This window comes from Bacillus glycinifermentans, from assembly GCF_001042475.2.
Classification (GTDB): Bacteria; Bacillota; Bacilli; order Bacillales; family Bacillaceae; genus Bacillus; species Bacillus glycinifermentans.
This window is the reverse complement of sequence record NZ_LECW02000024.1, coordinates 125,101-148,851: the sequence shown is the minus strand read 5'-3', so window position 1 is coordinate 148,851 and position 23,751 is coordinate 125,101. Positions and strand designations below refer to the sequence as shown.

Sequence of the window (23,751 nt, the reverse complement as noted above, 5' to 3'; positions counted from 1 at the left end):
ACGAATTTTCAGGAAAGGATGAATGTCCCGTGTATTACCCCCATCATTGCTGTGATTACGGCGGCTATGGATACGGCCATGGATTTTACGGAAAAAGCACGTTCGTATTAATCGTCGTACTCTTTATTTTGCTGATTATCGTCGGAGCCGCTTTTATCCACTAAAGAAATATAGAATCAAACCGGTATATAACATCTTCACAAAACCTTCCATCGGGAAGGTTTTTGTTTTGCAAATACGAATCGTTAAAATTCCTTTAATATGTAAAATAGACCTGCAAAGATGTTGCTTTAATCCTGCGTCTTGCGGCATCTGCTATGAATTTATACAAACAGGAAGGAACGTATTGAAGCATGATTTGGTCGTAAAAGGAGATTTTTTCAGATTATTTTATCCTCATGTAAATTCCCGGCATCCGCTTCTCGCGGAAAGTCTCGGTTTCCGCAGGATCCCAGAGTTCCGCCGGTTCCTCCAAGGGTTTCTCGCATTCGAAAAGCAGCCCGCATTCCTGTCTTCATTTACGTTTTCGAAAAAAGAATGCCGCCATTTCCCGTTTCATACAATGTAAAGAAAGTCCTGTTCCTTGGAAGGGGGGTATGTCTCATGTCATTTTTGATTAAACCGGATCTTCACGAAAGTTATCCGGTCGCTCACCATGCAAAAGGAAGCTATATTTATGACCAGTCGGGAAAACGATATCTCGATGGCTGCTCAGGTGCCGTTACCTGCAATCTCGGCCATGGCACAGCAGAGGTCATCACCCGGCTCAAAGAACAGCTTGATGCAGTTTCTTTTGTCTATCGTTCGCAGTTTACGAGCGAGCCGGCCGAACAGCTTGCCGAGCTATTGGCAGACGCGCTGCCGGGCAATTTGAATTGGTCTTTTTTTGTAAACAGCGGGTCTGAGGCGGTGGAAACCGCGATGAAGATTGCCGTTCAATATTGGCAGGAGAAAGGACAATACGATAAAACGGTGTTTCTATCCAGGTGGAACAGCTATCACGGCATCACGAACGGAGCCCTTTCGCTGTCGGGATTCTATGAACGCCGTTACCGTTTTACCCATCTTCTTCACAGGTATCCCGCCGCATCTGCACCGAACTGCTACAGATGTCCGTATGAGCTTGATTCTTCAGCTTGCAGTGCGGCATGCGCGAATGAAGTGGAGCTTTCGATCAAACGAATCGGCAAACGATTTATCGCCGGCTTTGTAGCGGAGCCTGTGATCGGAGCGGCCGGTGCCGCGATTACAGCTCCCGGTGACTATTACAAAAAAATAAAAGACATTTGTGAAGCGAACGATATTCTGTTTATTGCGGATGAAGTGATGAGCGGCTTGGGAAGGACGGGAAGGATGCTTGCCATCGAACATTGGGGCGTCACACCGGACATCGCCGTTCTCGGCAAGGGAATGAGCGCAGGCTATTCTCCGATTGCAGCTGCCGTTATAACCGATGACATGATGGAGACGATCAAAAATGGATCAGGGGTCATCATGAGCGGACATACTTACAGCGCCAATCCTTTTTCAGCCGCTGCGGCACTTGCGGTTCTCCGCTATATCATCAAGAACGATCTGCCCCGAAAAGCCGTGGTAAAGGGTGACAAGCTGAAGAAGAAATTAATGGACGTCATGGAACAAACCGGTATCATCGGTGAAATCCGCGGCAAAGGGCTGCTCTTGGGCGTCGAGTTTGTCTCCGATCAAAAAAGCAAAAAGACGTTTCCCGTCTCCTTATCGGTATCAAGGCGGATCATCGCGGAAGCGAAAAAGAGGGGGCTCCTTCTGTACCCGGCGCAAGCCGGCATCGACGGAGGGGGCGGCGACGCCGTCATCATCGCGCCGCCGCTTACGGTATCAGAAGCGGAGATGGAGGAGCTCGTTCACATATTCAGAGAGTCTGTCCATGAAGTTGAAAAACAAGTAGAAAAGGGGATACAGGCAGATGGCCCTTTTGAATAAACGGGTGTCAATCGAGGATGCGGTAGCAGATGTAAAGGATGGAGCGATCCTGATGTTTGGAGGGTTCGGCGGCGTCGGCTCACCGCCGTCACTCATCAGGGGGATTTTGGAAAAAGGCGTGAAAAACCTAACCGTAATTTGTAATGATGCAGGATTTCCCGGGATCGGCATCGGACCTCTGATCGTCAACAACCGCGTCAAAACGCTGATCGCCTCTCATATCGGCTCAAATCCCGTCGCCGGCAAACAAATGACTGACGGTTTTCTCGAAGTGAAATTTTCGCCTCAGGGAACGCTGGCCGAACGGATCCGCGCGGGCGGCGTCGGACTTGGCGGCATTTTAACAGACGTCGGAATCGACAATGAGATGGTGCTGGAAGAAAAGAAAACCGTCTCACTAAACGGGCGAACGCTCATTGCCGAAACAGCACTGACTGCGGAAATTGCCTTTGTTTACGGAAAAACGGCTGATGAATTCGGCAACCTCACCTATGACAAAACAGCCCGCAACATGAATCCGCTCATGGCGATGGCCGCAGACAAAACGTACGCAGAGGTCGAACAAATCGTCCCGGCAGGCGGACTTCGTGAAGAGGAAATCGTGACACCCGGCATTTTTGTCGATGGGGTGGTCGAATCAAAAGGGGTGACGTGGAAATGGGTTTGGGAGCATTAGAGAGGGAAGAGATCGCTAAAAGAGCGGCTCAAGAAGTGAAAAACGGAATGATCGTCAACTTGGGAATCGGCATCCCGTCGCTCGTCCCGAACTTCCTGCATCCGGGGATTTCCGTCATGATTCAATCCGAAAACGGTGTGCTCGGCATCGGGGAGACTCCTGAAAAAGGGATGGAGGATGAGAATCTTTGCAATGCGGCGGGCTACCCGGTCACTGTCGTAAAAGGCGCCTCTTATTTTGACTCCGCCGTGTCGTTCGGGATGATCAGAAAGGGCTGTATTGATTTGACGATCCTTGGCTCCCTTCAGGTCAGTCAATCCGGAGATCTTGCCAACTGGATTGTGCCGGGAAAAAAAGTTCCGGGGATGGGAGGGGCGATGGAGCTTGCGCAAAAAGCAAAAAAAGTGATCGTCGTCATGAGCCATACGGATAAAAACGGAGCGCCCAAGCTTCTCGAAGCCTGCACCCTTCCGCTCACGGCGAAGGCTTGCGTTGATATGGTGATCACCGATAAAGCGGTATTTGCGATTGAAAACAATCACTTTGTACTGAAGGAACTGATGAATGAAGCGGCTCTTGATGATGTGCTGCGGCTGACGGATGGACGCGTCCAGATCGATCTGCCGTTTTCGCAGGGAGGAGGAATTGGATGGAGACCATAGAGAAAAAAGTGTGCGACTGGATTGATTCGCATGAAATAAAAGCGGTTCGCCTGTTAAAAAAGCTTGTCGGGGAAAAAAGCACGATGGGGCAGGAATTTCACGCACAAGCGGTCGTTTTGGAAAAACTGAGGCAGTTTGACGCCGAAATCGACGTCTGGGAACCGAGCATTAAGCAATTGCGCCAGCATCCGCTGTTCAAGTCCGACAGAACGAGCTTTAAAGAAAGCCCGAACATCGTGGCCAGAAAACGGGGCACAGGAGGCGGAAAATCGCTCATTTTAAACGGCCACATTGATGTTGTGCCCGAAGGAAGCAAGAAGGATTGGGATACCGGGCCGTTTCAGCCTGTTGTCAAACAAGGAAGGATCTACGGCAGGGGAACAACAGATATGAAAGGGGGGAGCACCGCTCTGTTAATGGCGATGGAAGCAATCGAAAAGTGCGGCATCAGGCTGAAGGGAGACCTCATCTTCCAAAGCGTCGTTGACGAAGAGTGCGGAGGAGCGGGAACGCTGGCCGCCGTTACGAGGGGCTATCGCGCGGACGGTGCGCTGATTCCGGAGCCGACGAACATGAAGTTGTTTATCAAACAGCAGGGGTCGATGTGGTTCAGAATTACGGTAAAGGGCCTTTCAGCACACGGAGGCACAAGGTATGAAGGGGTCAGCGCAATCGAAAAAAGCATGATTGTCATCGAATCGATCCGCCAGCTTGAAAAGGTGAGGAATAAAAGAATAACAGATCCATTATATGAAAATATTCCGATTCCGGTTCCGATCAACATCGGAACGATCAAAGGAGGTACGTGGCCTTCATCTGTAGCCGATACCGTAATGATAGAGGGAAGGTGCGGCATCGCACCGAGCGAATCCCCCGAAGACGTTCAGTCTGAACTGGAGAGCTGGCTGAAGGATCTAGAATATCAAGACGAATGGTTTAAACATTATCCGGCCGAACTTGAATGGTTTGGCGCAATGTGGCTTCCCAACGATTTGACCGGGGATGACGAACTGGCCACTACGCTCAAATCAGCCTATCAAACAATCACCGGCGAACAGCCCATCGTCGAAGCGTCCCCATGGGCGACAGACGGCGGCGTATTGTCGCATGCGGGAAACACCCCTGTCATCGTATTCGGCCCCGGTGAAACGAAACTGGCTCACCAGGCCAATGAATATATCGAAAAAGACGCCCTCATTAAAGCGGCGAAGATTATTAGTCTTTTTATTATGAAGTGGTGCGACATCGAAAGAATAACATAGACCGGCTGTTTCGGAGGGAAGAGCATGATCAAAAAATGGGAAAATGAAACCTGCCGGCTTGAGCTTGATCTCGACCTTTTCAATAAAAGAATCAGAATCATCAATTACGAGGGGGATGTCTGTTCTTTTTTCCTCGATATGATGGAGGCGGCAACAGAACATGATATTGAGAAAATCATCATTTTTGCGAAAAAAAACGACACGGCCGGTTTGCTGGAGCATTTGTTTGAGCCGGAAGGACAGATTGACGGATATTATAACGGCCATGATGCGGCCGTGCTTGTCCAATATTTGAATCAAAACAGACGAAACACAGACGATTGGCTCGCTCAGGACGATATGCTCAGGGAGCTGTTTCTTTCCCCGGCTCCGCAGGAAAAAAAGCTGGCGCCGTTTTTCATCCGGCCTGCCGAAAGCGGCGATGCACCGCTTTTGGCGAAGCTTTATCAAGACGTATTTCCCGTCTATCCGGCGCCGGTTACAGACCCTGCATATGTCAAAAAGACGATGGCAGAAGGAGCCGTCTACTACCTCGCCTTTGATCAGACGAAGCTTGTCGCAGCGGCCTGTGCAGACGTCAACCAAACGCTCAAGAATGCTGAAATGACTGACTGTGCCGTTCTTCCTTCACACCGCGGTTTTTCTTTGACAAAGCGCCTGATTACAGCGCTTGAAGCCGAATTGAAGCAGGCGGGCGTCTTTTATGTTTTTTCGATTGCAAGAGCCGCTTCTTTGGGGATGAACGCCACGCTTTACCATTTATCCTACCGGTACAGAGGCCGGCTGGCGAACAATTGCTTCATTTATAAAAGCTTGGAGAACATGAACATCTGGTGCAAAAATTTAAGCCGTCCGCCTGAAATGACAAGTCAGGGCGGAAAGCTCAGCCGTTTCGGCCGGGATTGTTTTTCAAAATGAAGAGTCACTTTCCCTGCCGTTCACATAACTTGGATTAGTAAGAGGAAAAATGCTGATAGGGGGATGAAAGATGACAAACGGTCTGTTCAAGCCGAAAAGGCACTGGAAGGAGATTGAGCTTTGGAAGGATGTGCCGGAGGAAAAGTGGAATGATTGGATATGGCAGCTGACAAATACGGTCAGAACGCTCGACGATTTAAAAAAAGTCGTCAATCTGACAAAGGAAGAAGAGGAGGGGGTGCGGCTGTCCACGAAAACGATTCCCTTAAACATTACGCCTTATTACGCTTCGCTCATGAATCCGGATGACCCCCGCTGTCCGATCAGGATGCAGTCCGTTCCGCTTTCCGAAGAAATGCATAAAACAAAATACGACCTTGAAGATCCCCTTGAGGAGGACGAAGATTCGCCAGTCCCCGGTTTAACCCACCGCTACCCTGACCGTGTCCTGTTTCTCGTCACAAATCAATGCTCGATGTATTGCAGATACTGTACAAGGCGGCGGTTTTCGGGCCAAATCGGAATGGGCGTGCCAAAAAAGCAGCTTGACCAGGCGATCGGATATATTCGCGACACGCCTGAAGTCAGGGATGTCCTCATTTCAGGCGGCGACGGACTGCTGATCAACGATCAGATTTTGGAATACATTTTGAAAAACCTTCGCGCCATACCGCACGTTGAAATCATCCGGATCGGGACGCGGGCGCCTGTCGTGTTTCCGCAGCGGATTACCGACAAGCTTTGCGACATTTTAAAAAAGTATCATCCCGTGTGGCTGAATACGCATTTTAATACCAGCATCGAAATTACGGAGGAAGCAAAGGAAGCATGCGAGAAGCTTGTCAATGCCGGCGTACCGGTCGGCAATCAGGCCGTTATTTTGGCAGGTATAAATGACAGCGTTTCCATTATGAAAAAACTGATGCACGATCTGGTGAAAATCAGGGTGCGTCCGTATTATATTTATCAGTGCGATTTGTCTGAAGGAATCGGCCATTTCAGGGCGCCGGTATCAAAAGGGCTTGAAATCATCGAAGGCTTGAGGGGACACACGAGCGGATACGCTGTTCCAAACTTTGTGATTGATGCACCCGGCGGGGGCGGAAAGATCTCCATCCAGCCCAACTACCTCATTTCGCAAAGCCCTGATAAAGTAGTGCTCCGCAATTTTGAAGGGGTCATCACTTCATATCCGGAGCCTGAAAACTATGTGCCGGGAAGAGCGGATGACTATTTCGGCGAAATTTATCCTGAAGTGCTAAAGGAAAAAGAACGCACCGGAATTTCCGCCATATTTGAGGATCGCACCCTTTCCTATACACCTGAAGGATTGAACCGTTTAAAAAGAAGGGAAAGCTATGCGGAAAGGCCTGGCCACGAAACATTGAAAAGCCGCAGAGCGAAACGGGACGAATTAAAAGAAAAGAAATTTCTCGCCCAGCAAAAGAAAGAAGCGGAAGCTGAGGGGCATGCCCAATGAAGCGCTGCGACTGGTGCGGCGAACCGAAGGCCGAACATGATCAAACGACCGTTTACTGGGAACTTCCTGACGGAACAAAGGCGGTTGAAATTACGGAGACGCCCGCGGTCAAATGCCAAAGCTGCGGGATGGTGTATCAGGAAGATGATATTATAAAAGAAATCGAAAACCAGCTGTTTCTCATCGATACACAAACTTTGCCTTCATCGGTGTCGTTTGAAGGCCTTATGAAAACCGAGCGCATTTTAAAGCGGAACTACTTTGATTTTTCTTCGTAAAACCGGCTTTCTGAGCCGGTTTTTACATATCGGAGAACGGTTTATCGTTTGTATTTTTTCATTTGAGCTGTATAATAGAACAACAACAGAAGAGACAGGAGGGGAAACCGTGAAATCTTTTTACCATTATTTAATGAAATACCGCCATCCAAAGCCGAAAGACGATATCAGCGATTTCGCCAATCACGCCTACCTTGATCACGGGTTTCCCAAGGCATCAAATCGGTACGATGAAATCAGTTCGTATCTTGAGCTCAATACGGATTATTTATCATCAATGACGATCTTTGATGAAGCTTGGGAAAAATATATAACGGAAACAAAGCAATAAAAATGCCGCAGACAAGAGTCCTGCGGCATTTTTGTCGTTTAAAGCCGCCCCGAGGGCTTTTTGGAAAACTCGTCGCCGCTCTGTATCCCTGCCCATGCGAATTGACAGCCTGGCGCATACGATAAGCGTAAGACGGAAGCTTTCAGGCAGGGGGGAATCAGCATGAAGTCAAACGCGCCTAAATATAAAGTCGGGGATGTTGTAGTGGTGGTTATGTACGGTACCGTCGGCACGATTACGAAGGTTCATAAAATCGACAAACACTTTCTGTATGAAGTTAATCATAATGAAGTTCTTTATTTTGAGACTTCTTTACAGCTTTATAAAGACTACGACGGGGTCATCGTCGAGACAGAAAAGCTTGATATCGAATATGAATTTTTAATCGGGGATGTCGTATATGTGAAAAACTACGGTAAAGAATTGTTTAAGATCACCGGCCACAGAACCGAAATATGGAGATATGTAGAAGACGGCTGGGAAGACATTATTTACGAACTGATCCGTTTGAAAGACGGCGAATGGCTTGAGACGGAGGAAGAGGATTTGACCCTTGTCCTTAGAACATACGAAATGGACCAGTTTGTTCATCAGCTCCTTTTTGTCCATTATGTGGGGGAAGTGGGACAGGAACTCGATGAACCGTTGACAGAAAAGGTGTTCCTGCCTTTTGCAGGCGATAGCGAGGAGCAGAAAAAAGAGCGGAAAATAGCCTCTGTCGTGGTGGATAAGCTGCTCGATATCTACAACGACTATAAAGTATTGTATGAAATGTTTCAGGATGAGGAATATAAAGATATGATGGATTTTGTGTTGGGAAGCCTGAAAGAATATTTCAGCTGAAAAACACCAAAAATAAAAAATAAGGAAAACAGCCGAACAAAATCAATCCGGACATCACGCGCAAGACTTTTCCCAGGATTTGATCAAAATGCTCTCCGTCAAGCGCTTCAACGGCTTTCCGTATCATTTTTCTTTCCCCCTCTGGGCTTTGTTTTGTTACAACATGTATATGACAGGGGACAAACATTATGACAAACCGGTTATAAAACCGGAAGACAGCTCATACATCAGAATAAGGAGGCGATCAAAGTGAAAGAAATTGAGCTTATGATAGATACAGAAGAAATCGCTGATTTTTTTTATCTTGAGCTGACGAGAAGAGGCTACATACCGAGCGAGGACGAACTGTTCGAAATTGCCGATATCACCTTTGATTATTTGCTTGAAAAATGCATGATAGATGAGTATATAGAGGATTAAGACGAAAAGACCGAAGCCTCGCAGGCTGCGGTCTTTCATTGTTGCCTGCTGAACAAGGCCCGATGTACAATGTTTAAAAAATGATCAAGGAGGCAGCCGCTGTTTCATGTACAAAACAATCATTTCGGCGGTTCTATTTATCATAGCGGCCGTCATCATCCGCTTTCCTGTCGTTCAATCAGTCGATGTCAACATTCTTCAGGCTGTCGAAAGCATCAGGCAGCCGTTTCTCACACAGCTGTTCAAAATGCTGACCCATTTGGGATCAGGCAAGATCATCCTGCCCTTGCTTTTGCTTTTGACGGTCATTCTTGCCGTTTATAAAAAAGCGGGGGCTTCACTGTATGTGTATCTTTTATTTTTTGCGGAAAGAATGGCCAATGAAGGCTTGAAAGATTGGATTTCAAGAGAGCGGCCGTCACTCAGCCCGCTGGTTTCCGAGACATCCTTCAGCTTTCCGAGCGGTCATTCAATGAATGCAGCGGCCATGTATCCATTCATCGCCTATCTCCTTTTGACGCATGTGCCGTTTTTCAAAAAGCGCCGGACGTCTGTCATGGTGTGGACAGGCGTGCTGATCGGACTGATCGGATTCAGCCGCATGTATCTCGGCGTTCACTATACAACCGATGTGATAGGCGGGTTTTCCCTCGGTTTTGCGCTGTTTTTCATCTTCAAGAAAATTGACGAAAACTTCCCGCTCGTTCGACAAAAGTAGTCAAAGGGATCGAAAAGCAAAACGCTAATATAATAAAAAAAGGGAGGGATCGTGTTGCCGTTAAATTTCCAACTGTTTAAAAAGAAGCTGACAGCTTTCGATGTGACGATTTTTCAGACGCCCCGCTTTGGTGAAGAGAAGGGATATGAGATGGTGTACAGAACTGAAATAAACGGCAGAACCCATGAGGATGTATTGGAGCGGACGTTTTCGACCTTTAATGTATATGACACGGTACCGAACGATTATAAGGCCAGGTTTCTCGCAACGGGCGATATCGTATTAATTGATGAAGGAAGAAAGGGAAAAACCTATTATAAACTGCTGTCAACGGGTTGGAGCAAAATCAACCGCATTCTCCTGCAATCATCTTGAAAAAGCAAAAACTGCGGAAGCGTTAACCGCAGTTTTTTTACGTAGTATTTTTTCGTTTTCTGGCGCTGAAGTCTTTTTCGTGCGCTTCCTCAGCTGCAATCACATCCTTGGTCGGGATGTGGTTGTTTTTTTTCTGGCCGGTTACTCTGTTGCGCTGTTTTTTGCCCATTGTTCGATTTCCTCCTTCCTAACGAATAGGATGACTAAACAGCGCCTGTTTTATCCGGGGTTATTCTGTCATCTGAATCGTCGCGGGGTACACGTACGGATGCGCCGGTTCTTTTATGACGGTCTGTTGTTTAACCTTGATGACCGGAACGGTGCTTCCTTGAAATGAAGCCTTGCCGATCGTTCCTTTGATTTCAAGCCACGTATCCGGTGCTGTATAATGCGCTCCGTCCCATTCGGCGAGAAAGCCGATCAGACTTGCATCAGCGATACAGTGGGTAATCAGAAAGCGGGATAAGACGATCTGCTGTTTTTTTAAGGCACGTTCTTTATGGACAAAGCCTTGGACAATGATCTCTTTACCCGCGTAATCATCAAGGTTTTCACTGATGTCGCCGTAATATTCGGCGAACATATCGTCTTTCATCACAAGCGGATTCGAGTGTTTGAACCGGGTCATTTTCCGATCATATGCCGTTTGTGAAATGACGGATTCCTCCAGGCCTTTTTCGATTCCGGGCGTTGTCACATGTCCGCTGTTTGAGGCATCTGTTTTGGTGAGCATCGTTCCTTTATTTGCTGCGACAGATGAGTTCAAAACTGCAGGCGCAAACGTAAAACCGGTGATGAGCGGCAGGGAAATCACTCCGAAGTGAATCATTTTGATCAAAAAAGGTTTCGAACGGCCGTGGTCATGCCCGCATGAGGACAGCCCGCACTTTTCCTTGTGAATCGTCCAAACCCGTGTCAGTTGAATGAGAAACAGCAAAGTAAATACACCGGCTGCAATCAGGCTCATATATTCATATTTCGGATTGATGAGCCTTCGGATCTCTCCTGTATGATGGATTTTAAAAATATATCCTGAAAAGGCCGCCAAAATGACGGCGTGCAAAAATTGCCGCGGCTGAAAAACCATGTTAAAACACCCCCTTTCTATAAAAAGACAGCGATCTTCACACAAATATAGACAATCAGGGTGATCAGCGCCGCTAAGCACAATACAAACTTTGGTTTAAATACGCTGAGCATCATGATCGTGTTTTTTAAATCAAGCATCGGTCCGTATACCAAAAACCCGAGGATGGCCGTTTCAGGGAACAAGCTCCTGAAAGATGCGCCGATAAATGCGTCAGCTTCCGAACAGAGAGACAAAAAGTATGCCAGCGCCATCATGATCAGGCTCGCATCAAGCATCCCGCCTCCGTGGACGAACAGCGATTTTAACGGCATATACGTCTGAACGAGAGCTGCGACTAAAGCACCGGCAATCAAATATCTGCCCATGTCAAAAAATTCGTCAATCGCATGTGTCAGCACATGATAAAGCCGTTCCAAAAAAGGGGAGGGATGAAGGGAATGTTCATGACCATCTTTGCTGCTTTTCGCCTTTAACTGGCTTGATCGAAATATCAGACTGATCATAAGAGCGATCAAGACCGCAGCGGCGAAACCGACGGCAACTCGTAAGACCGCCATTCGTACATCATTGCCAAATGCCATATAGGTCGATAAAATGACGATCGGATTGATCAGCGGCCCGGTCAAAAGAAAGCCGACCCCGGCATAAATTGGCACGCCTTTGGCGACGAGCCTCCGGACGATCGGTACGATGCCGCACTCACAAGCCGGAAGGCACGCCCCTAACAAACAGCTGACAAGGACGGCTGAAAACTTGTTTTTCGGCATAAGAGCGCGAAGGTGATCTTCCGTTACAAAAATTTGAATAAAGCCGGCAATGAATACCCCGATTAAAACAAAAGGAAGCGCCTCAATTAAAATGCTGATAAAGATCGTGTTCAGCTGCTCGATGGACGATGGCACTTTAAAAGGAAGATTCTCCGCCAGCGATTCTCCGATTGCCGCAAGACATACGAATACCCCGATTGCCAGTATCCCGGTAAAATCAATAATATAACTGTTGATTGTACGAAACATAGTTCTCCCCATCCTTTAATTTAATCGGAATGATTCTTGTTTAAGATATGCTTGTCTTTTTTAAACATGACAGTTATTGGAGAGAGCATGACACATGCCTTTATTTTCTTTTTCCGTTGTATTGGTTTATAATACATAATGCGAGCAGTTGCTCCACTATTTGCTATCAGTCAGCTTTAAAAAGGCAGGAGGAATAATCATGAGCGTACATATTGGCGCGGAAAAAGGGCAAATCGCGGAAACGGTGCTGCTGCCCGGAGACCCGCTTCGTGCAAAATACATTGCTGATACATACTTAGAGAATGTCGAGTGCTACAATGAAGTGCGCGGCATGTACGGCTTTACGGGAACTTATAAAGGAAAGCGCGTTTCCGTGCAGGGAACGGGCATGGGCGTTCCGTCCATCTCGATTTATGTAAATGAATTGATCAACAGCTATGATGTGAAGAACTTAATTCGCGTCGGATCATGCGGCGCAATCAGAAAAGATGTCAATGTAAGAGACGTGATCCTTGCGATGACTTCTTCCACTGATTCGCAAATCAACAGGGTGGCGTTCGGACAAATCGACTTCGCTCCGTGCGCTGATTTCGGACTTTTAAAAGCGGCCTATGATGCTGCGGCGAAACGGAACATTCCGGTGACGGCGGGGAGCGTTTTTACGGCTGATCAATTTTATAATGAGGACAGCCAAATCGAAAAGCTTGCCAGACACGGGGTAATGGCGGTCGAAATGGAAACGACTGCGCTTTACACATTGGCGGCAAAATTCGGCCGGAAAGCGCTGTCGATTTTAACGGTCAGCGACCACGTCATTACAGGAGAAGAAACGACGGCTGAAGAAAGGCAGACGACATTTAATGATATGATTCTGCTTGCATTGGACACCGCCTTATAATGTTAAAGCGAGAAAAAGGAAGGGTATGAAATGAACAGAAAGTACAAATACGCATCGATTGCATCTCTTTTAAGCGCAGCGGTTTTGCTGGGCACAGGGTGCTCGATGACAGAACAGAAGCAGCCGGATACAACGAATACGAAAAACGTATCTAACGTGAACAAAGATCAAAAGACAGACAGCTCGAAAAGCGATCTAACCGATCAGGAATTTGTGCTTGAAAGCAAATATTTCAATCAACTCAAAGAAATCAACGGTTTGCCGACCATTCAAAATCCGGAAAACATACTGGCGCTTGTCAATAAAGAATACGCGCTCCCGGGAGATTACAAACCTGCGGATTTAACGGTGCCGAACGTTCAGTTCTCCTTTAAGGAGGATATCGAAAAACGCTATATTAGGAAAGAAGCGGCAGAAGCGCTGGAAGACTTGTTTAAAGCTGCGAAAAAACAAGGTTATGAGCTTGCGGCCGTTTCCGGATACAGGTCATATGACAGACAAAAAACGATCTATGACAACGAAGTAAGCTTAAAGGGGGAGAAGAAGGCGAAAGAAGCCGTGGCGTATCCGGGAGAGAGCGAGCATCAAACCGGGCTTGCGATGGATATTTCCTCAAAGAGCATGGGCTATGCCCTTTCTCAAGATTTCATCAACACAAAAGACGGCAAATGGGTGGATGAAAACGCCTATAAATACGGTTATATCATCCGTTACCCTAAAGGTAAGGAAAGCATCACGAAATATGAATATGAACCTTGGCATCTCCGCTATGTCGGCAAAAAGGCTGCCAAAGTCATAAAAGAGCATAATCTGACGCTTGAAGAGTACTTTAAAAAAGTGAAAAAAATATAAAAAAGGCTTTCGCGCTTGGCGCGAAAGCTCTTTTTTGTGAGACAGCGCGGCGAAAACCAAAAAGGCCGAGTAATACCGGCCTTTTTAATTTACCAGAAAAATAAGCCTCCAAGCGCAATGCCGGCGATCAAGCCGAGACCGATGCCGTAGGCAGCACCCCAGCCCCATCCCCAGCCTCCCCACCAGCCGTAGCCGTAGCCGTAACCGGGAGCACCTCTTCTGATCATCGGGGAGATAAATACTTTTTGCGGCGTGACGCGAACGATTCTGCCGACATGGACGCGGCCCCTTCTATCAGTGATTCTGGCCACTTTGCCGACATTCTGATTGCAAATTCTATAGTAACGCTCCATTTACATGCTCCTTTCATCTAGTATGCTCTCTATTTCAGCATATGGCGCAATTGATAGAAAAGGTTGGACGAAAGAAGCAAGACAAACGCTGGTTTATGGACGGCACACAAAAATAATAGGATTGAGAGCCCCCTGATATGTTGCCAGCAGTCGCTGATGTTTTTCCATTGTTTTATAGGCTTTTTCCGGAATGTCAGGCGAAAGGTCCATCTCTGTGACGCTTTCTTCGGGATCTGCTGCTTCCAAGGCAGCGCCGATCGTCTCGATCTGCGAAAAACCGGAACCGCGGAGTACGCTCAGCCATTCGTCTTCCGTGTACAACGCGGTAAATCCGTAAAAATCGCTGATTTCTTTTTTCTCTTCCTTTGAAAGACTGTCATCGGCAAGAGACACTTCAATACAGACGAGCTTTCCGTCAGGCTTCAAAATCCGGCGGATTTCTGCGAGTGATGAAGCAATGTCTGTAAAGTTTAATACGGATTCCGACAATACACAGGCAAAGCTGTCAGACTCGAACGGCGTTTTTTCAATTTGAGAATGTACGACGGGGATGGACAAGTCTTCATCTGCAAATCTTTTTTTCGCTTTACAGGTCATGACCGCGTCTGAATCAAGAGCGGTCACCGGAAACAGAAGATGTCCCAAGTATGCTGCGGTCTGGCCCGTACCGCAGCCGGCGTCAAGAATCGGGAGTTCAGGATCGATACCGGCTTTGGCGAGGACGGCCTTTGTCAGCGCCATGCCGCCCGGATGAGCGCCGGAAACGCCGAAATAAGCCAGCATGTCTAAATAATCGCTCAAAATTAAATCCCTCCTTTTTGTATGCATATGCGGCATTAACAAATCGGTTTAACGCCGGGAGCCGGAAATCGCCCAATTTCAAGTAATCCGAGTTGACGAATAAAGAATCGTCCGTGATAATATGGTAAGAAGAAAAGGTGGTGTTCGTTTGAAACAGCAGTTAAAACTATTTTTGATCGTACTCGTTACGGCTGTCGCCGCATCGGCGCTCACGCTTTTTATAGTGGGCAAAGGGAACGGCGGATCCGCCTATTCCTCGGCGGACAGCGAAAAATTTGAGAAGCTGATGGCGGCTTACGACAAGATCAAGAGCGATTATTACAAAAAAGCCGACGATGAAAAGCTCACAGACGGAGCGATAAAAGGAATGCTTGCGGCTTTGGGTGATCCATATTCTACATACATGGATAAAAAAGAAGCGCAGTCTTTCGAGGAAAGCATTACTTCTTCTTTTGAAGGAATCGGCGCCCAAGTGGAAGAAAAAAATGGACAAATCTTAATCGTCGCGCCGATAAAAGGCTCCCCCGCAGAAAAAGCGGGCTTAAAGCCGCATGACGAAATTCAGAAAGTCGACGGCAAAAGCGTCAAAGGAAAGACCGTCAATGAAGCAGTCGCGATGATTCGCGGCAAAAAAGGCACGGATGTCAAGCTTGTGTTGAAAAGGGAAGGCGTCGGTGAAATCGATGTCACTATTAAGCGGGATACGATACCGGTCGAAACGGTTTATTCGAAAATGATCGACGGCAATATCGGTGAAATCCAAATCACGTCATTCTCTGAAAATACGGCTAAAGAGCTGACGAAAGCCATTGACGATTTGACCGAAAAAGGAGCGAAAAGGTTCGTTTTAGATCTGAGGGGAAACCCAGGCGGATTAATGGATCAGGCGATTGCGATGAGCAATCTGTTTGTCGACAAAGGCAAAACGATTATGCAGGTAGAACCGAAAAACGGAACGAAAGAAGTATACAAAGCCGAAAATGAACGCAAAGTGAACAAGCCGACTGTTGTCCTTGTAAACGGCGGAACAGCGAGCGCGGCGGAAATTATGGCGGCCGCACTTCACCAGGCCTCAGGCATCCCGATTGTCGGCGAAAAAACGTTCGGAAAAGGAACGGTCCAAAATGCGGAAAACTTCTCTGACGGATCTACAGTGAAGCTGACGATCGCCAAATGGCTGACGCCGAACGGAAACTGGATTCATGAGAAAGGGATCGAACCGCAATACAAAGCCGAGCTTCCCAGCTATGCCAAACTGCCGTATCTCGATCCTAAGAAAAAATATCAGTCAGGCAGCACGGGAGACGAAGTGAAAGTTGCCCAAGAAATGCTGAAGGCTCTCGGATATAATGTAAAACCAACGGGCTCGTTCGACGATCAGACGGTTCAAGCCGTTAAAGCGTTCCAGAACGACCAAAAGCTCAAAACGACAGGAATCATAACCGGAGAAACAACGAGCGGAATGACGGTAAAGCTTCAAGATAAGCTTTCAAAACACGATACACAGCTCGAAAAAGCGATCGAGATCGTCAAAAAGGAAAAATAAACAAACCCCTTACGCTTTTAAAGGCGTAAGGGGTTTTTCATCAGGCGCTTTTTTGTACATTGTTCTTCTTGTCAAACAGATAGCTGATGACGGAATTCGATTTCACGCGTTTTACGAACAGCGGATTGAGGATCATGACGGACAGGAGGTTGGCCGCAAGTCCCCAGAAGCCTTCGTAAATCCCGAAGGATGCCTTGGTCGAATACACCGTAAATGTAACGGCAAGGCCGATCAAAAGTCCGATGATGGTCGCTTCTTTTGTCTGATTTTTCCAGAATAAGCTGATGACGATCGCCGGGAAAATTTGCACCATGCCGGATACGCCGAGGAGCTGAAGCGTCACAAGCGCCGTCGGGAACAGCATGCCGAATATAAGCGCAAGGCCGATGACGACGAATACCATGGAACGGGTGACCAATGTCAACTTGCTCCCCGACACACCGGGATTGATCAAATCACGGTATAAATTGTTGGCAAACAAATTGGAAGCGCCGATCGCCATAATCGAACACGGAATGAGACTCGCCAGGGCGATGGTTGAATAAGCAAGGCCTTGCGTCACACCTCCGTAAGAGCTTTGAATCAAATAAAGCAGCGCAAGTCTCGGATTGATGTTATCCGGAAGTACGAGAAATGCAATGAAGCCGAGAAAGATCACTAAAATCAGCACGATGTTGTAAAGCGGCAGAAACATGCTGTTTTTCCTGAGAGCATCGGCGCTGTTCGCCGTGAATACGCCTGTTGCCGCATGCGCCCACATAAATAAGGCGAGGGCGGACACGATGGAAGCGGTGATGAACCAGGTAATCCCTTTCGGACCGTCTGCAGGAATCGTCAGCATGTGCGGCGCTTCATGTGCAAGTTTTTCAATCATGGGCGTCCAGCCGTTGAAATGGATGAGCGGCAATGAGACGACCATAAACAGCATCATCACCCAAACTAGAATATCTTTTATAATAGCGGTATATGTAGGTCCTTTGATGCCGCTGAAAAACGTATAAAGCGCGACAAGAATAAAAGAAATGATAACGACGGCTTTGACGTTAATATAACCTGTTCCCGCGACCTGAAGCGTATCCTGAATTCCGCTGAGCTGAAGGCAAATGTACGGAATCAGCATCAGAACGCCGACAATTGCGACAAGCGATGACAGCAATTTGCTGCCGAAGCGTTCTCTCGCGTAATCGGCAAGCGTCGTTAATTTATGCTCCTTTGCGACATGCCACAGTTTCGGCAGGAAGAAGTATGCGATAAAATACGCCAAAACCGAATAAGGGATCGCAAAGAAAGCTACGCTTCCTCCCGTAAAAGCGGTGCTTGTCAATCCTAAAAATGTGTAGGCCGTGTATAAGTCGGCACCTACGAGGAACCAGACGAGAAGCCCTCCGAAACGCCTGCCTCCGACAGACCATTCTTCAACCGATTTGCGCGACTGCTTGTTTCTGCCGGCAAGAAAACCAATACAGACAACGGTCAGGATAATGCCGGCCGTTATCAAAAGCGCTGTTAAATTTCCCTGCATCATTCATAACCTCCATTTTTCTTCTCCAATTTATACACGACAACCGTAATCAATGGCGTCACAACGATCCATAATGCGAGCCAAAAATGGAAAAACGGAAGCCCGAACAATATCGGCTGGATCCTGTTTACAAACGGCAGCAAAGCAAGCTGGCCGATAAAAGGGATGATGAATAGAATGAAAATGAAAAACCGTTTATTCACCTTTTTTCCTCCTTGAACGATTTTAATGTTCATTATCATAGCAGTTGTCAGATTCAATCACAAGATAATTATTAGAAAAAAGTGATTTTTTAAATTATTAAAACAATGCTTCAGCCTTGCAGAAGCGAAAAAATAACATTACAATAATTAATATCTTGAATTCGAGATAAAAGGAGAATCACGATGAAAACAAAAGGACTGCACCATGTCACGGCATTTGCGAGAGACCCTAAGGTGAACCTGTCGTTTTATACGGAGGTATTGGGTCTGCGCCTCGTTAAAAAAACGGTTAATTTTGACGATCCCGGCACCTACCATTTTTACTTCGGAAATGAGACCGGCGATCCCGGCACGATTTTAACGTTCTTTCCGTTCCAGGGAAGCATGAAAGGTACGGTTGGAAACGGACAGGCGGGAAGGATTGATTTAGCGGTTCCGAAGGGCGCTCTTCCCTTCTGGAAGAAGCGGCTTGCAGATTTCGGCATCGATGTTCGGGAAACCGTGCTTTTTCAGGAGAACGTGCTTCTTTTTCAAGATGCTGAAGAGCTTCAGCTTTCCATCACAGAAGACGGGGAAAGCGGGCAAAACACGCGGGAAACGGCAGATATCCCGCCGCATTATGCGATCACCGGCACAAAAGGCGTGACATTGAACAGCTACCGGCCGGAGGCGACGATCCGTTTTTTGGAGGACCAATTCGGCTATCGGAAAATAGGCGAAGACGGGGATTACGTCCGGCTGGAGATCGCCGGAACGATCGGTAACCGCCTGGATGTCAAAATCAATGGGCAAACGAGGGGCATCGGCGGCTACGGTACGATTCACCACGTTGCTTTCAGAACGACTCGAGAAGAACAACAAGAATGGAAAAAGCTGCTTCAAGAAAGCGGATTTTCTGCCTCGGAGATTCTCGACCGCCAATACTTCACGTCGATATACTTCAGGGAACAAGGCGGCATATTATTTGAAATGGCGACAGACGAGCCGGGCTTTCTCGTTGACGAAGACCTCGCGGATCTCGGAACAACGTTAAAGCTGCCGGACTGGCTTGAACAGCACCGCCGCCAAATCGAGGGCGTTCTTCCAAAATGGGAATAGGGAAGGGGAGTACGAATGAACCATATATTTGAAAGAGGGCAATCAGATGTTACATTGCTGCTTTTGCACGGAACAGGGGGGAACGAACACGACCTTTTGCCGATTGGCCGCATGGTCGATCCTGATGCCAATTTGCTCGGCGTCAGAGGAAATGTCCTGGAAAACGGCATGCCGCGCTTTTTTAAGCGTCTGAGAGAAGGCGTTTTTGATCTGGAGGACTTGATCGAAAGGACGGATGAGCTGAAAGCCTTTCTTGATCAGGCTGCCAAAGAGCTTGAATTTGACAGGGATAAGGTGGTGGCGGTCGGATATTCTAACGGCGCCAATATCGCCGGAAGTCTGCTGTTCCGCCACGGGCAGGCGCTAAAAGGCGCCGTCTTGCATCATCCGATGGTTCCATTTAGAAACGCCGCGCTTCCCGATATGACGGGGGTGCCGATTTTCATCGGCGCAGGAAAGATGGACCCCCTCTGCCCGCCGGATGAAACAAAAGAGCTTGAGAGCTTATTCAAAAACGCCGGGGCTGATGTATCGCTTTATTGGGAAGACGGCGGACATCAGCTCACACATCGGGAAATCGAACAGGCAAAAAGCTGGTATGAAACACATATAAAAGCAAAAAAATAAACCTTAGTCCTTCAAGGACTAAGGTTTTCTCTATGTTACAGCCATGTTGATACTTCTGAAACGTCGAAGCGGGTGCTCTTGTGAGCCGGCTTAACCGGTTTTCCGATCGAGATCAGCATGACCGGTACATAGCGCTCATCAATTTGAAATTCTTTAACAAATGCCTCTTTGTCAAAGCCTCCCATTGCACATGTGTCATAGCCTTTTGCTTTGGCGGCGATCATCAGCTGCATAGCTGCGAGCGATGCGTTTGTAAAGGCGGCGCCTCTGGCAAAAGCGCTGCTTTGGTAGGCTCCGTTAATTTGGGAAAGCAATGTGTTTTTGATGTCCTCCGTCATAAAGCCGGCTTCTGTTAAAGGACCGTAAACGGCTTCACCGTTCAAATTCGCCTTTAGGTCTCCCAATACGGCGACAACTGCGGATGCCTGGGAGACTTGCTTTTGATTGTAGGCGATCGGAAGCAGTCTGTCTTTTGCTTCCCGGCTGTGGAATACGGTAAAATGCCAATGCTGCAGGTTCCAGGCTGACGGAGCTTTCGTCGTGATGGAAAGCAGCTCTGTCAGTTCCTCTTTTGAAATGGAGACATTTGTGTCATATTCTTTAATCGAAGTACGTTCTGTCAATACTTTAATCGTGCTGTTTTCTGATCGAGACATGTGACTTCCTCCTTTGGGATAAACGTGTTATGATAGAGTCAGATAAAAAGTTAGAAACTTACTTTTTGTAACTTCAAAGAGTATTCTAATGTTTCAACTTATATTTGTCAACAGGATATGGAGGGGTGAGAGAATTGGGGTTTACAATGTGTCCTAAAATGGAAGCCGCCTTTTCTTTGCTCGGCAAAAGATGGAATGGACTGATTATTCATGTGTTGCTGGATGGACCGAAACGGTTTAAGGATTTAACCGAGATGATACCGATGATCAGCCAAAAAATGCTGGCTGAACGTTTGAAAGAACTGGAGCATGGCGAAATCGTCGAAAGACAGGTTCTGCCTGAAACGCCTGTTAAAGTGATTTATCAATTGACGGAAAAAGGCAATGCGCTCGAACCTGTTTTAAAAGAGATACAAAATTGGGCTGAGCATCATTGTGATGCAGAAGGGGGCCACGAGCGGTGACCGGAAAACAAGCTGCAGTCATTACCGGAGGCGCAGGAGGAATCGGAAAAGAGCTTGTCGCAGCATACGCCAAAAAAGGCTATGACGTGCTGTTTGCCGATGTTCTGGAGGAACAGGGCAGGCAATTGGAACGCGGGCTCTCGGCATCCGGATTGCGGGTTCAGTTTGTACCAGCGGATCTAGCAAAAGAAGAGGACGTCAAACACCTGATGGAAGAGGCTGTCAAAAACGGCCGCACGCTTTCCGTTCTGATTAATAACGCCGGAAAATCGGTCTGGAAATCACCGTATCATCTGACATCTGAGGAGTGGGACGATGTCTTGAACGCCAACTTAAAAAGCGTGTTTCTCTGTTCCAGGGAAGCGGCAAAAAAAAATGAGGGAAAACGAAAACGGGGGCGCCATTGTCAACATGTCTTCGACGAGAGCTTTTATGTCTGAACCGGACAGCGAAGCCTATGCTGCGTCAAAAGGCGGGATCATTGCTTTAACCCATGCTCTCGCTGCGTCGTTAAGCAAGGATTCGATCGTGGTCAACAGCATTTCCCCGGGATGGATCGAAACAGGGCATTATGACAGGCTGCGAAGCATTGATCACGAGCAGCATTTTTCCAACAGGGTCGGTCATCCGCTTGATATCGTCAAAGCATGCTTTTATTTAACCGATCCGGACAACCGGTTTGTCACAGGTACGAACGTAACGGTTGACGGCGGAATGACCAAAAAAATGATCTATGAAGAATAGCCGGCGCCCAAGCGTTTCCCTGCTTTATGAATACCTTGGCTATAGGCAGACATAAAGGAGGATAAATGCCGATGTACCCTCATATGCTTTATGGATATTCGAGATCTTACCCTGCCGCATATCCGGCGCGGTCTCCGTTTTTCTGGCTCGGAGCGCCGTTGATCGGCGGATTAATCGGCGGATTTCTCGGAAGCGCGCTTTTTAACTTTCCAAGGCCGTACGCATATCCGCCTTATGCAGGATACGGAGGGGCAGTGCCGTACGCGGGCTATGGAGGAGCACAGCCTTACGGAGGTGCCCTTGCACCCGCGTCTTCCTACGGTGCCGCCCCATACGCAGCGCAGCCTTACCAAGGCGTTCCAGGCGGAGTTGTTCCATACTATCGATAAAAATAAAAGTGTTAACGCCGAAACGGCGGCCTAAGCGGGATATTCCGCCCTTAGGCCGCCGTCTTGCTGTCTATTTAGTTGGGAAACTGGACCTTGCCGGAAACCATGTATGCTTTTGATGTACCGTTTTCGGGAAGCTTTGGTATCGTGTCTTTCACGACTTTTCCGCGGATATCGGTGATTCTCACCTTCAGAGAGCCTGTCCCTAAATTGGTGCTGACGAAATGATTGTAGTCCGTCTTCTCCATGTTGATCCATTTTCCGCCTTTGTAGTATTCCATTTTCATGACCGGATACTTGTGATTTCTCACTTGGATCGCCGCCCACCACCGGCTGCTGCCTTCTTTGATCCGGTATGTGAAGTTGCCTTTGATTGGCGCTTTGACGACACGCCATTTAATGTTGATTTTTCCGTCTTTCATATCGCCGATTTTCCGGAAGGCGTTAGGCGACAGGTCGAGGGCGCCGGGTGCTCCTTCAGGGTACAGGTCGGTGACGTAGACGGTCGTTTTTCCTTTCGGCCCTTCCACTTGCAGGTAGGCGCCGGCCAGAGCGGCTTTTACGCCCTTATAGTTAAGATCGGTCGGGTTTAACGCAGTGATCTCCATATTGGAAGGGATGGGGTCAAGAAGCAAAGCTCCTCCAGAATAGCCTGATCCCGTATAGGTTGCATAGCCTTTGTGAAGGTCGTTGTATGCAGCCGAAGCCTGCGGTGAAAAACAAAGGATTGTCAAAACGATAGTGCTGATAAAAGTGATGATCTTTTTCTTCATATACATCCTCCTTTAATTTCAAATGAGAATCGTTTTCATTATAACGGCCGGCCGATACGAATCGAAAGAGGAAATAGATACATAGATTTTTTAAGGCGGATAGACTACAATATACAAATCAAAGGGCATGGTTTGAAATGGCCAGGCAAAAGAGATGATAGACTGGGAGCGCTAGTGTTAATATGATTTAGTGGACAGCGGTAAAGGATGACGGCAAAGAAAAACGGCCCGCTTTTTCCAAACCGGCCGTTTTCAATACGTGATTTCGACTTCAGACAGGTTGAAGTCTTCATTTTTCAAAAACATCACCTCTAAAATGCCGTCCTTAAATACGGCTTTTGTACCTTTTCTGCGTACAAGAGAGGGGAGAATGACTTTTTTCTGCTGCCCTGTTTCAGGGTAGTTTTCTATGATCAGGGTTTGTGAAGTATGTTTAATTTTCAGGGGGTTAAGCTGTTCTCTTGTAAGCGGGATTTTGACGAATACGTGGCTGGTCGTTTCAAAGACGTCAATCTGTTCGGTTTTCTCCGCTGCCGGCGTTTCTTTGGCAAGAGGGTCACGAAAAGGAAACTGAGCCGAGTACCCCGGTCCAAAAACGCTTTTCATTACTTGGTTAATATAGTGTTCAACATCTTTCGGGTCGGCGTTTTTTAAGCCGTCCTTGGAAAATGGCTGCTGAAAAGGAAAAAAGCGTTGCCAATCAAACACAGGTCACACTTCCTTTCTCATAGACGGTACAGTATATGCCTCTGAGATATAAAGCGTGCGACGTGATGAAGGAAGAAAGGAAGAGG

At 47.5% G+C, this 23,751-nt stretch carries 31 protein-coding genes and 1 pseudogene; 21 read left to right on the top strand and 11 right to left on the bottom strand.

Annotated features, from left to right (window positions below; translation table 11 throughout):
* Window positions 1–29: 29 nt before the first annotated feature.
* The 10 genes from AB447_RS25370 to AB447_RS15795 all read left to right on the top strand — a co-directional run bounded on the left by AB447_RS25370 (window position 30) and on the right by AB447_RS15795 (window position 8,412).
* A complete protein-coding gene (locus AB447_RS25370) occupies window positions 30–164 on the top strand; it encodes a YjcZ family sporulation protein (protein ID WP_048356359.1) in 135 nt (44 codons plus the stop codon).
* A 439-nt stretch (window positions 165–603) separates the two neighbouring features.
* Complete coding sequence (locus AB447_RS15835; RefSeq protein WP_057957651.1) at window positions 604–1,962, top strand: aspartate aminotransferase family protein; 1,359 nt, start codon at window positions 604–606, stop codon at window positions 1,960–1,962.
* Complete coding sequence (locus tag AB447_RS15830) at window positions 1,946–2,638, top strand: CoA transferase subunit A (RefSeq protein ID WP_048356178.1); 693 nt, start codon at window positions 1,946–1,948, stop codon at window positions 2,636–2,638. Before AB447_RS15835 ends, AB447_RS15830 begins: the two co-directional genes overlap by 17 nt.
* Window positions 2,620–3,300 carry a 3-oxoacid CoA-transferase subunit B gene (locus tag AB447_RS15825; RefSeq protein ID WP_057957650.1) on the top strand — a complete coding sequence of 227 codons (681 nt, stop codon included), beginning with the start codon at window positions 2,620–2,622 and terminating at the stop codon, window positions 3,298–3,300. Before AB447_RS15830 ends, AB447_RS15825 begins: the two co-directional genes overlap by 19 nt.
* Entirely contained in the window at window positions 3,288–4,562 is a 1,275-nt protein-coding gene (locus AB447_RS15820; protein ID WP_057957649.1) for a peptidase, read from the top strand. The genes AB447_RS15825 and AB447_RS15820 overlap by 13 nt, the downstream gene beginning before the upstream one ends.
* A gap of 24 nt (window positions 4,563–4,586) precedes the next feature.
* Entirely contained in the window at window positions 4,587–5,480 is an 894-nt protein-coding gene (gene ablB / locus AB447_RS15815) for a putative beta-lysine N-acetyltransferase (RefSeq protein ID WP_082142418.1), read from the top strand.
* A 70-nt stretch (window positions 5,481–5,550) separates the two neighbouring features.
* Window positions 5,551–6,960 carry a lysine 2,3-aminomutase gene (gene kamA, locus AB447_RS15810; RefSeq protein WP_057957648.1) on the top strand — a complete coding sequence of 470 codons (1,410 nt, stop codon included), beginning with the start codon at window positions 5,551–5,553 and terminating at the stop codon, window positions 6,958–6,960.
* The gene (locus AB447_RS15805; protein ID WP_048356177.1) at window positions 6,957–7,238 is read left to right on the top strand and encodes a YokU family protein; all 282 of its coding nucleotides are present in this window, start codon (window positions 6,957–6,959) and stop codon (window positions 7,236–7,238) included. Before kamA ends, AB447_RS15805 begins: the two co-directional genes overlap by 4 nt.
* A gap of 109 nt (window positions 7,239–7,347) precedes the next feature.
* Window positions 7,348–7,569, top strand: a complete 222-nt coding sequence (locus tag AB447_RS15800; protein WP_048356179.1) for a YozE family protein — start codon at window positions 7,348–7,350, stop codon at window positions 7,567–7,569.
* 162 nt (window positions 7,570–7,731) lie between these two features.
* Window positions 7,732–8,412: a hypothetical protein gene (locus tag AB447_RS15795; protein WP_048356176.1), complete on the top strand. Its 681-nt coding sequence runs from the start codon at window positions 7,732–7,734 to the stop codon at window positions 8,410–8,412.
* Here AB447_RS15795 and AB447_RS26930 read toward each other — a convergent pair.
* Entirely contained in the window at window positions 8,405–8,539 is a 135-nt protein-coding gene (locus AB447_RS26930) for a hypothetical protein (RefSeq protein ID WP_046129584.1), read from the bottom strand. The two genes, AB447_RS15795 and AB447_RS26930, sit on opposite strands and share 8 nt — an antisense overlap.
* 122 nt (window positions 8,540–8,661) lie before the next feature.
* Between AB447_RS26930 and AB447_RS25365 the strand changes: the two genes are divergently transcribed.
* From AB447_RS25365 to AB447_RS15785, 3 genes are all read left to right on the top strand, one after another.
* Window positions 8,662–8,832 carry a YozD family protein gene (locus tag AB447_RS25365; RefSeq protein WP_082142419.1) on the top strand — a complete coding sequence of 57 codons (171 nt, stop codon included), beginning with the start codon at window positions 8,662–8,664 and terminating at the stop codon, window positions 8,830–8,832.
* A gap of 106 nt (window positions 8,833–8,938) precedes the next feature.
* Window positions 8,939–9,550: a phosphatase PAP2 family protein gene (locus tag AB447_RS15790; protein ID WP_048356175.1), complete on the top strand. Its 612-nt coding sequence runs from the start codon at window positions 8,939–8,941 to the stop codon at window positions 9,548–9,550.
* A gap of 54 nt (window positions 9,551–9,604) precedes the next feature.
* Window positions 9,605–9,925: a YodL domain-containing protein gene (locus AB447_RS15785; RefSeq protein WP_048406038.1), complete on the top strand. Its 321-nt coding sequence runs from the start codon at window positions 9,605–9,607 to the stop codon at window positions 9,923–9,925.
* Window positions 9,926–9,962: 37 nt separating this feature from the next.
* Here the strand turns inward: AB447_RS15785 and AB447_RS25890 are convergent, their stop codons facing one another.
* Genes AB447_RS25890 through AB447_RS15775 form a run of 3 tightly spaced genes read right to left on the bottom strand, consistent with a single transcriptional unit; the run spans window position 9,963 to window position 12,031 of the window.
* Window positions 9,963–10,094, bottom strand: coding sequence for a hypothetical protein (locus AB447_RS25890; RefSeq protein ID WP_096891842.1), 132 nt, complete (start codon window positions 10,092–10,094; stop codon window positions 9,963–9,965).
* A 60-nt stretch (window positions 10,095–10,154) separates the two neighbouring features.
* Window positions 10,155–11,012: a TIGR03943 family putative permease subunit gene (locus tag AB447_RS15780; protein ID WP_048406039.1), complete on the bottom strand. Its 858-nt coding sequence runs from the start codon at window positions 11,010–11,012 to the stop codon at window positions 10,155–10,157.
* Between the two features lie 17 nt (window positions 11,013–11,029).
* A complete protein-coding gene (locus AB447_RS15775; RefSeq protein ID WP_048355321.1) occupies window positions 11,030–12,031 on the bottom strand; it encodes a permease in 1,002 nt (333 codons plus the stop codon).
* Window positions 12,032–12,230: 199 nt separating this feature from the next.
* On the opposite strand from AB447_RS15775, the gene deoD reads away from it, so the two are divergent.
* Together deoD and AB447_RS15765 are read left to right on the top strand one after the other, a co-directional pair.
* Window positions 12,231–12,929 carry a purine-nucleoside phosphorylase gene (gene deoD, locus AB447_RS15770; protein ID WP_048355320.1) on the top strand — a complete coding sequence of 233 codons (699 nt, stop codon included), beginning with the start codon at window positions 12,231–12,233 and terminating at the stop codon, window positions 12,927–12,929.
* Between the two features lie 30 nt (window positions 12,930–12,959).
* Complete coding sequence (locus AB447_RS15765; protein WP_048406041.1) at window positions 12,960–13,781, top strand: M15 family metallopeptidase; 822 nt, start codon at window positions 12,960–12,962, stop codon at window positions 13,779–13,781.
* Window positions 13,782–13,870: 89 nt separating this feature from the next.
* Here the strand turns inward: AB447_RS15765 and AB447_RS15760 are convergent, their stop codons facing one another.
* On the bottom strand, window positions 13,871–14,134 hold the full coding sequence (locus AB447_RS15760) for a hypothetical protein (protein ID WP_048355319.1): 264 nt from the start codon (window positions 14,132–14,134) through the stop codon (window positions 13,871–13,873).
* A gap of 93 nt (window positions 14,135–14,227) precedes the next feature.
* On the bottom strand, window positions 14,228–14,935 hold the full coding sequence (locus tag AB447_RS15755) for a class I SAM-dependent methyltransferase (RefSeq protein WP_057957647.1): 708 nt from the start codon (window positions 14,933–14,935) through the stop codon (window positions 14,228–14,230).
* A gap of 148 nt (window positions 14,936–15,083) precedes the next feature.
* Here AB447_RS15755 and AB447_RS15750 point away from each other — a divergent pair, with 148 nt between their 5' ends.
* Window positions 15,084–16,481: a S41 family peptidase gene (locus AB447_RS15750; protein ID WP_048355318.1), complete on the top strand. Its 1,398-nt coding sequence runs from the start codon at window positions 15,084–15,086 to the stop codon at window positions 16,479–16,481.
* A gap of 40 nt (window positions 16,482–16,521) precedes the next feature.
* On the opposite strand, the gene AB447_RS15745 is transcribed toward AB447_RS15750, so the two are convergent.
* Together AB447_RS15745 and AB447_RS15740 are read right to left on the bottom strand one after the other, a co-directional pair.
* Entirely contained in the window at window positions 16,522–18,003 is a 1,482-nt protein-coding gene (locus AB447_RS15745) for a sodium:solute symporter family protein (protein WP_048355322.1), read from the bottom strand.
* A complete protein-coding gene (locus AB447_RS15740; RefSeq protein WP_048355317.1) occupies window positions 18,003–18,206 on the bottom strand; it encodes a DUF3311 domain-containing protein in 204 nt (67 codons plus the stop codon). The genes AB447_RS15745 and AB447_RS15740 overlap by 1 nt, the downstream gene beginning before the upstream one ends.
* Window positions 18,207–18,389: 183 nt before the next feature.
* On the opposite strand from AB447_RS15740, the gene AB447_RS15735 reads away from it, so the two are divergent.
* Entirely contained in the window at window positions 18,390–19,304 is a 915-nt protein-coding gene (locus AB447_RS15735) for a ring-cleaving dioxygenase (protein ID WP_048355316.1), read from the top strand.
* Window positions 19,305–19,319: 15 nt separating this feature from the next.
* Window positions 19,320–19,931, top strand: a complete 612-nt coding sequence (locus AB447_RS15730; RefSeq protein ID WP_048355315.1) for an alpha/beta hydrolase — start codon at window positions 19,320–19,322, stop codon at window positions 19,929–19,931.
* Window positions 19,932–19,966: 35 nt separating this feature from the next.
* Here AB447_RS15730 and AB447_RS15725 read toward each other — a convergent pair whose 3' ends face one another.
* Window positions 19,967–20,587: a nitroreductase family protein gene (locus AB447_RS15725; RefSeq protein ID WP_057957646.1), complete on the bottom strand. Its 621-nt coding sequence runs from the start codon at window positions 20,585–20,587 to the stop codon at window positions 19,967–19,969.
* A 134-nt stretch (window positions 20,588–20,721) separates the two neighbouring features.
* On the opposite strand from AB447_RS15725, the gene yodB reads away from it, so the two are divergent.
* The 3 genes and pseudogenes from yodB (at window position 20,722) to AB447_RS15710 (ending at window position 22,184) form a co-directional block, all read left to right on the top strand.
* A complete protein-coding gene (gene yodB / locus AB447_RS15720; protein ID WP_048355314.1) occupies window positions 20,722–21,051 on the top strand; it encodes a transcriptional regulator YodB in 330 nt (109 codons plus the stop codon).
* Window positions 21,048–21,795: pseudogene (locus AB447_RS15715) on the top strand (SDR family oxidoreductase). Before yodB ends, AB447_RS15715 begins: the two are co-directional and overlap by 4 nt.
* Window positions 21,796–21,866: 71 nt before the next feature.
* Window positions 21,867–22,184: a hypothetical protein gene (locus AB447_RS15710; RefSeq protein WP_048355313.1), complete on the top strand. Its 318-nt coding sequence runs from the start codon at window positions 21,867–21,869 to the stop codon at window positions 22,182–22,184.
* A gap of 74 nt (window positions 22,185–22,258) precedes the next feature.
* Here the strand turns inward: AB447_RS15710 and exlX are convergent, their stop codons facing one another.
* Window positions 22,259–22,957, bottom strand: a complete 699-nt coding sequence (exlX, locus tag AB447_RS15705; RefSeq protein WP_048355312.1) for an expansin ExlX — start codon at window positions 22,955–22,957, stop codon at window positions 22,259–22,261.
* A 252-nt stretch (window positions 22,958–23,209) separates the two neighbouring features.
* On the bottom strand, window positions 23,210–23,665 hold the full coding sequence (locus tag AB447_RS15700) for a hypothetical protein (protein WP_057957645.1): 456 nt from the start codon (window positions 23,663–23,665) through the stop codon (window positions 23,210–23,212).
* Between the last annotated feature and the right edge of the window lie 86 nt (window positions 23,666–23,751).

Coding starts and splice junctions, on each gene's coding strand:
- AB447_RS15780 (WP_048406039.1), bottom strand. CDS start 11,012: ATGGTTTTTCAGCCGCGGCAATTTTTGCACGCCGTCATTTTGGCGGCC.
- AB447_RS15710 (WP_048355313.1), top strand. CDS start 21,867: ATGTACCCTCATATGCTTTATGGATATTCGAGATCTTACCCTGCCGCA.
- AB447_RS15795 (WP_048356176.1), top strand. CDS start 7,732: ATGAAGTCAAACGCGCCTAAATATAAAGTCGGGGATGTTGTAGTGGTG.
- AB447_RS15760 (WP_048355319.1), bottom strand. CDS start 14,134: ATGGAGCGTTACTATAGAATTTGCAATCAGAATGTCGGCAAAGTGGCC.
- AB447_RS15805 (WP_048356177.1), top strand. CDS start 6,957: ATGAAGCGCTGCGACTGGTGCGGCGAACCGAAGGCCGAACATGATCAA.
- AB447_RS15790 (WP_048356175.1), top strand. CDS start 8,939: ATGTACAAAACAATCATTTCGGCGGTTCTATTTATCATAGCGGCCGTC.
- AB447_RS15745 (WP_048355322.1), bottom strand. CDS start 18,003: ATGCAGGGAAATTTAACAGCGCTTTTGATAACGGCCGGCATTATCCTG.
- AB447_RS15835 (WP_057957651.1), top strand. CDS start 604: ATGTCATTTTTGATTAAACCGGATCTTCACGAAAGTTATCCGGTCGCT.
- AB447_RS26930 (WP_046129584.1), bottom strand. CDS start 8,539: ATGATACGGAAAGCCGTTGAAGCGCTTGACGGAGAGCATTTTGATCAA.
- AB447_RS15825 (WP_057957650.1), top strand. CDS start 2,620: ATGGGTTTGGGAGCATTAGAGAGGGAAGAGATCGCTAAAAGAGCGGCT.
- AB447_RS15820 (WP_057957649.1), top strand. CDS start 3,288: ATGGAGACCATAGAGAAAAAAGTGTGCGACTGGATTGATTCGCATGAA.
- AB447_RS15775 (WP_048355321.1), bottom strand. CDS start 12,031: ATGTTTCGTACAATCAACAGTTATATTATTGATTTTACCGGGATACTG.
- AB447_RS15730 (WP_048355315.1), top strand. CDS start 19,320: ATGAACCATATATTTGAAAGAGGGCAATCAGATGTTACATTGCTGCTT.
- kamA (WP_057957648.1), top strand. CDS start 5,551: ATGACAAACGGTCTGTTCAAGCCGAAAAGGCACTGGAAGGAGATTGAG.
- AB447_RS15830 (WP_048356178.1), top strand. CDS start 1,946: ATGGCCCTTTTGAATAAACGGGTGTCAATCGAGGATGCGGTAGCAGAT.
- deoD (WP_048355320.1), top strand. CDS start 12,231: ATGAGCGTACATATTGGCGCGGAAAAAGGGCAAATCGCGGAAACGGTG.
- ablB (WP_082142418.1), top strand. CDS start 4,587: ATGATCAAAAAATGGGAAAATGAAACCTGCCGGCTTGAGCTTGATCTC.
- AB447_RS15735 (WP_048355316.1), top strand. CDS start 18,390: ATGAAAACAAAAGGACTGCACCATGTCACGGCATTTGCGAGAGACCCT.
- exlX (WP_048355312.1), bottom strand. CDS start 22,957: ATGAAGAAAAAGATCATCACTTTTATCAGCACTATCGTTTTGACAATC.
- AB447_RS25890 (WP_096891842.1), bottom strand. CDS start 10,094: ATGGGCAAAAAACAGCGCAACAGAGTAACCGGCCAGAAAAAAAACAAC.
- AB447_RS15725 (WP_057957646.1), bottom strand. CDS start 20,587: ATGTCTCGATCAGAAAACAGCACGATTAAAGTATTGACAGAACGTACT.
- AB447_RS15765 (WP_048406041.1), top strand. CDS start 12,960: ATGAACAGAAAGTACAAATACGCATCGATTGCATCTCTTTTAAGCGCA.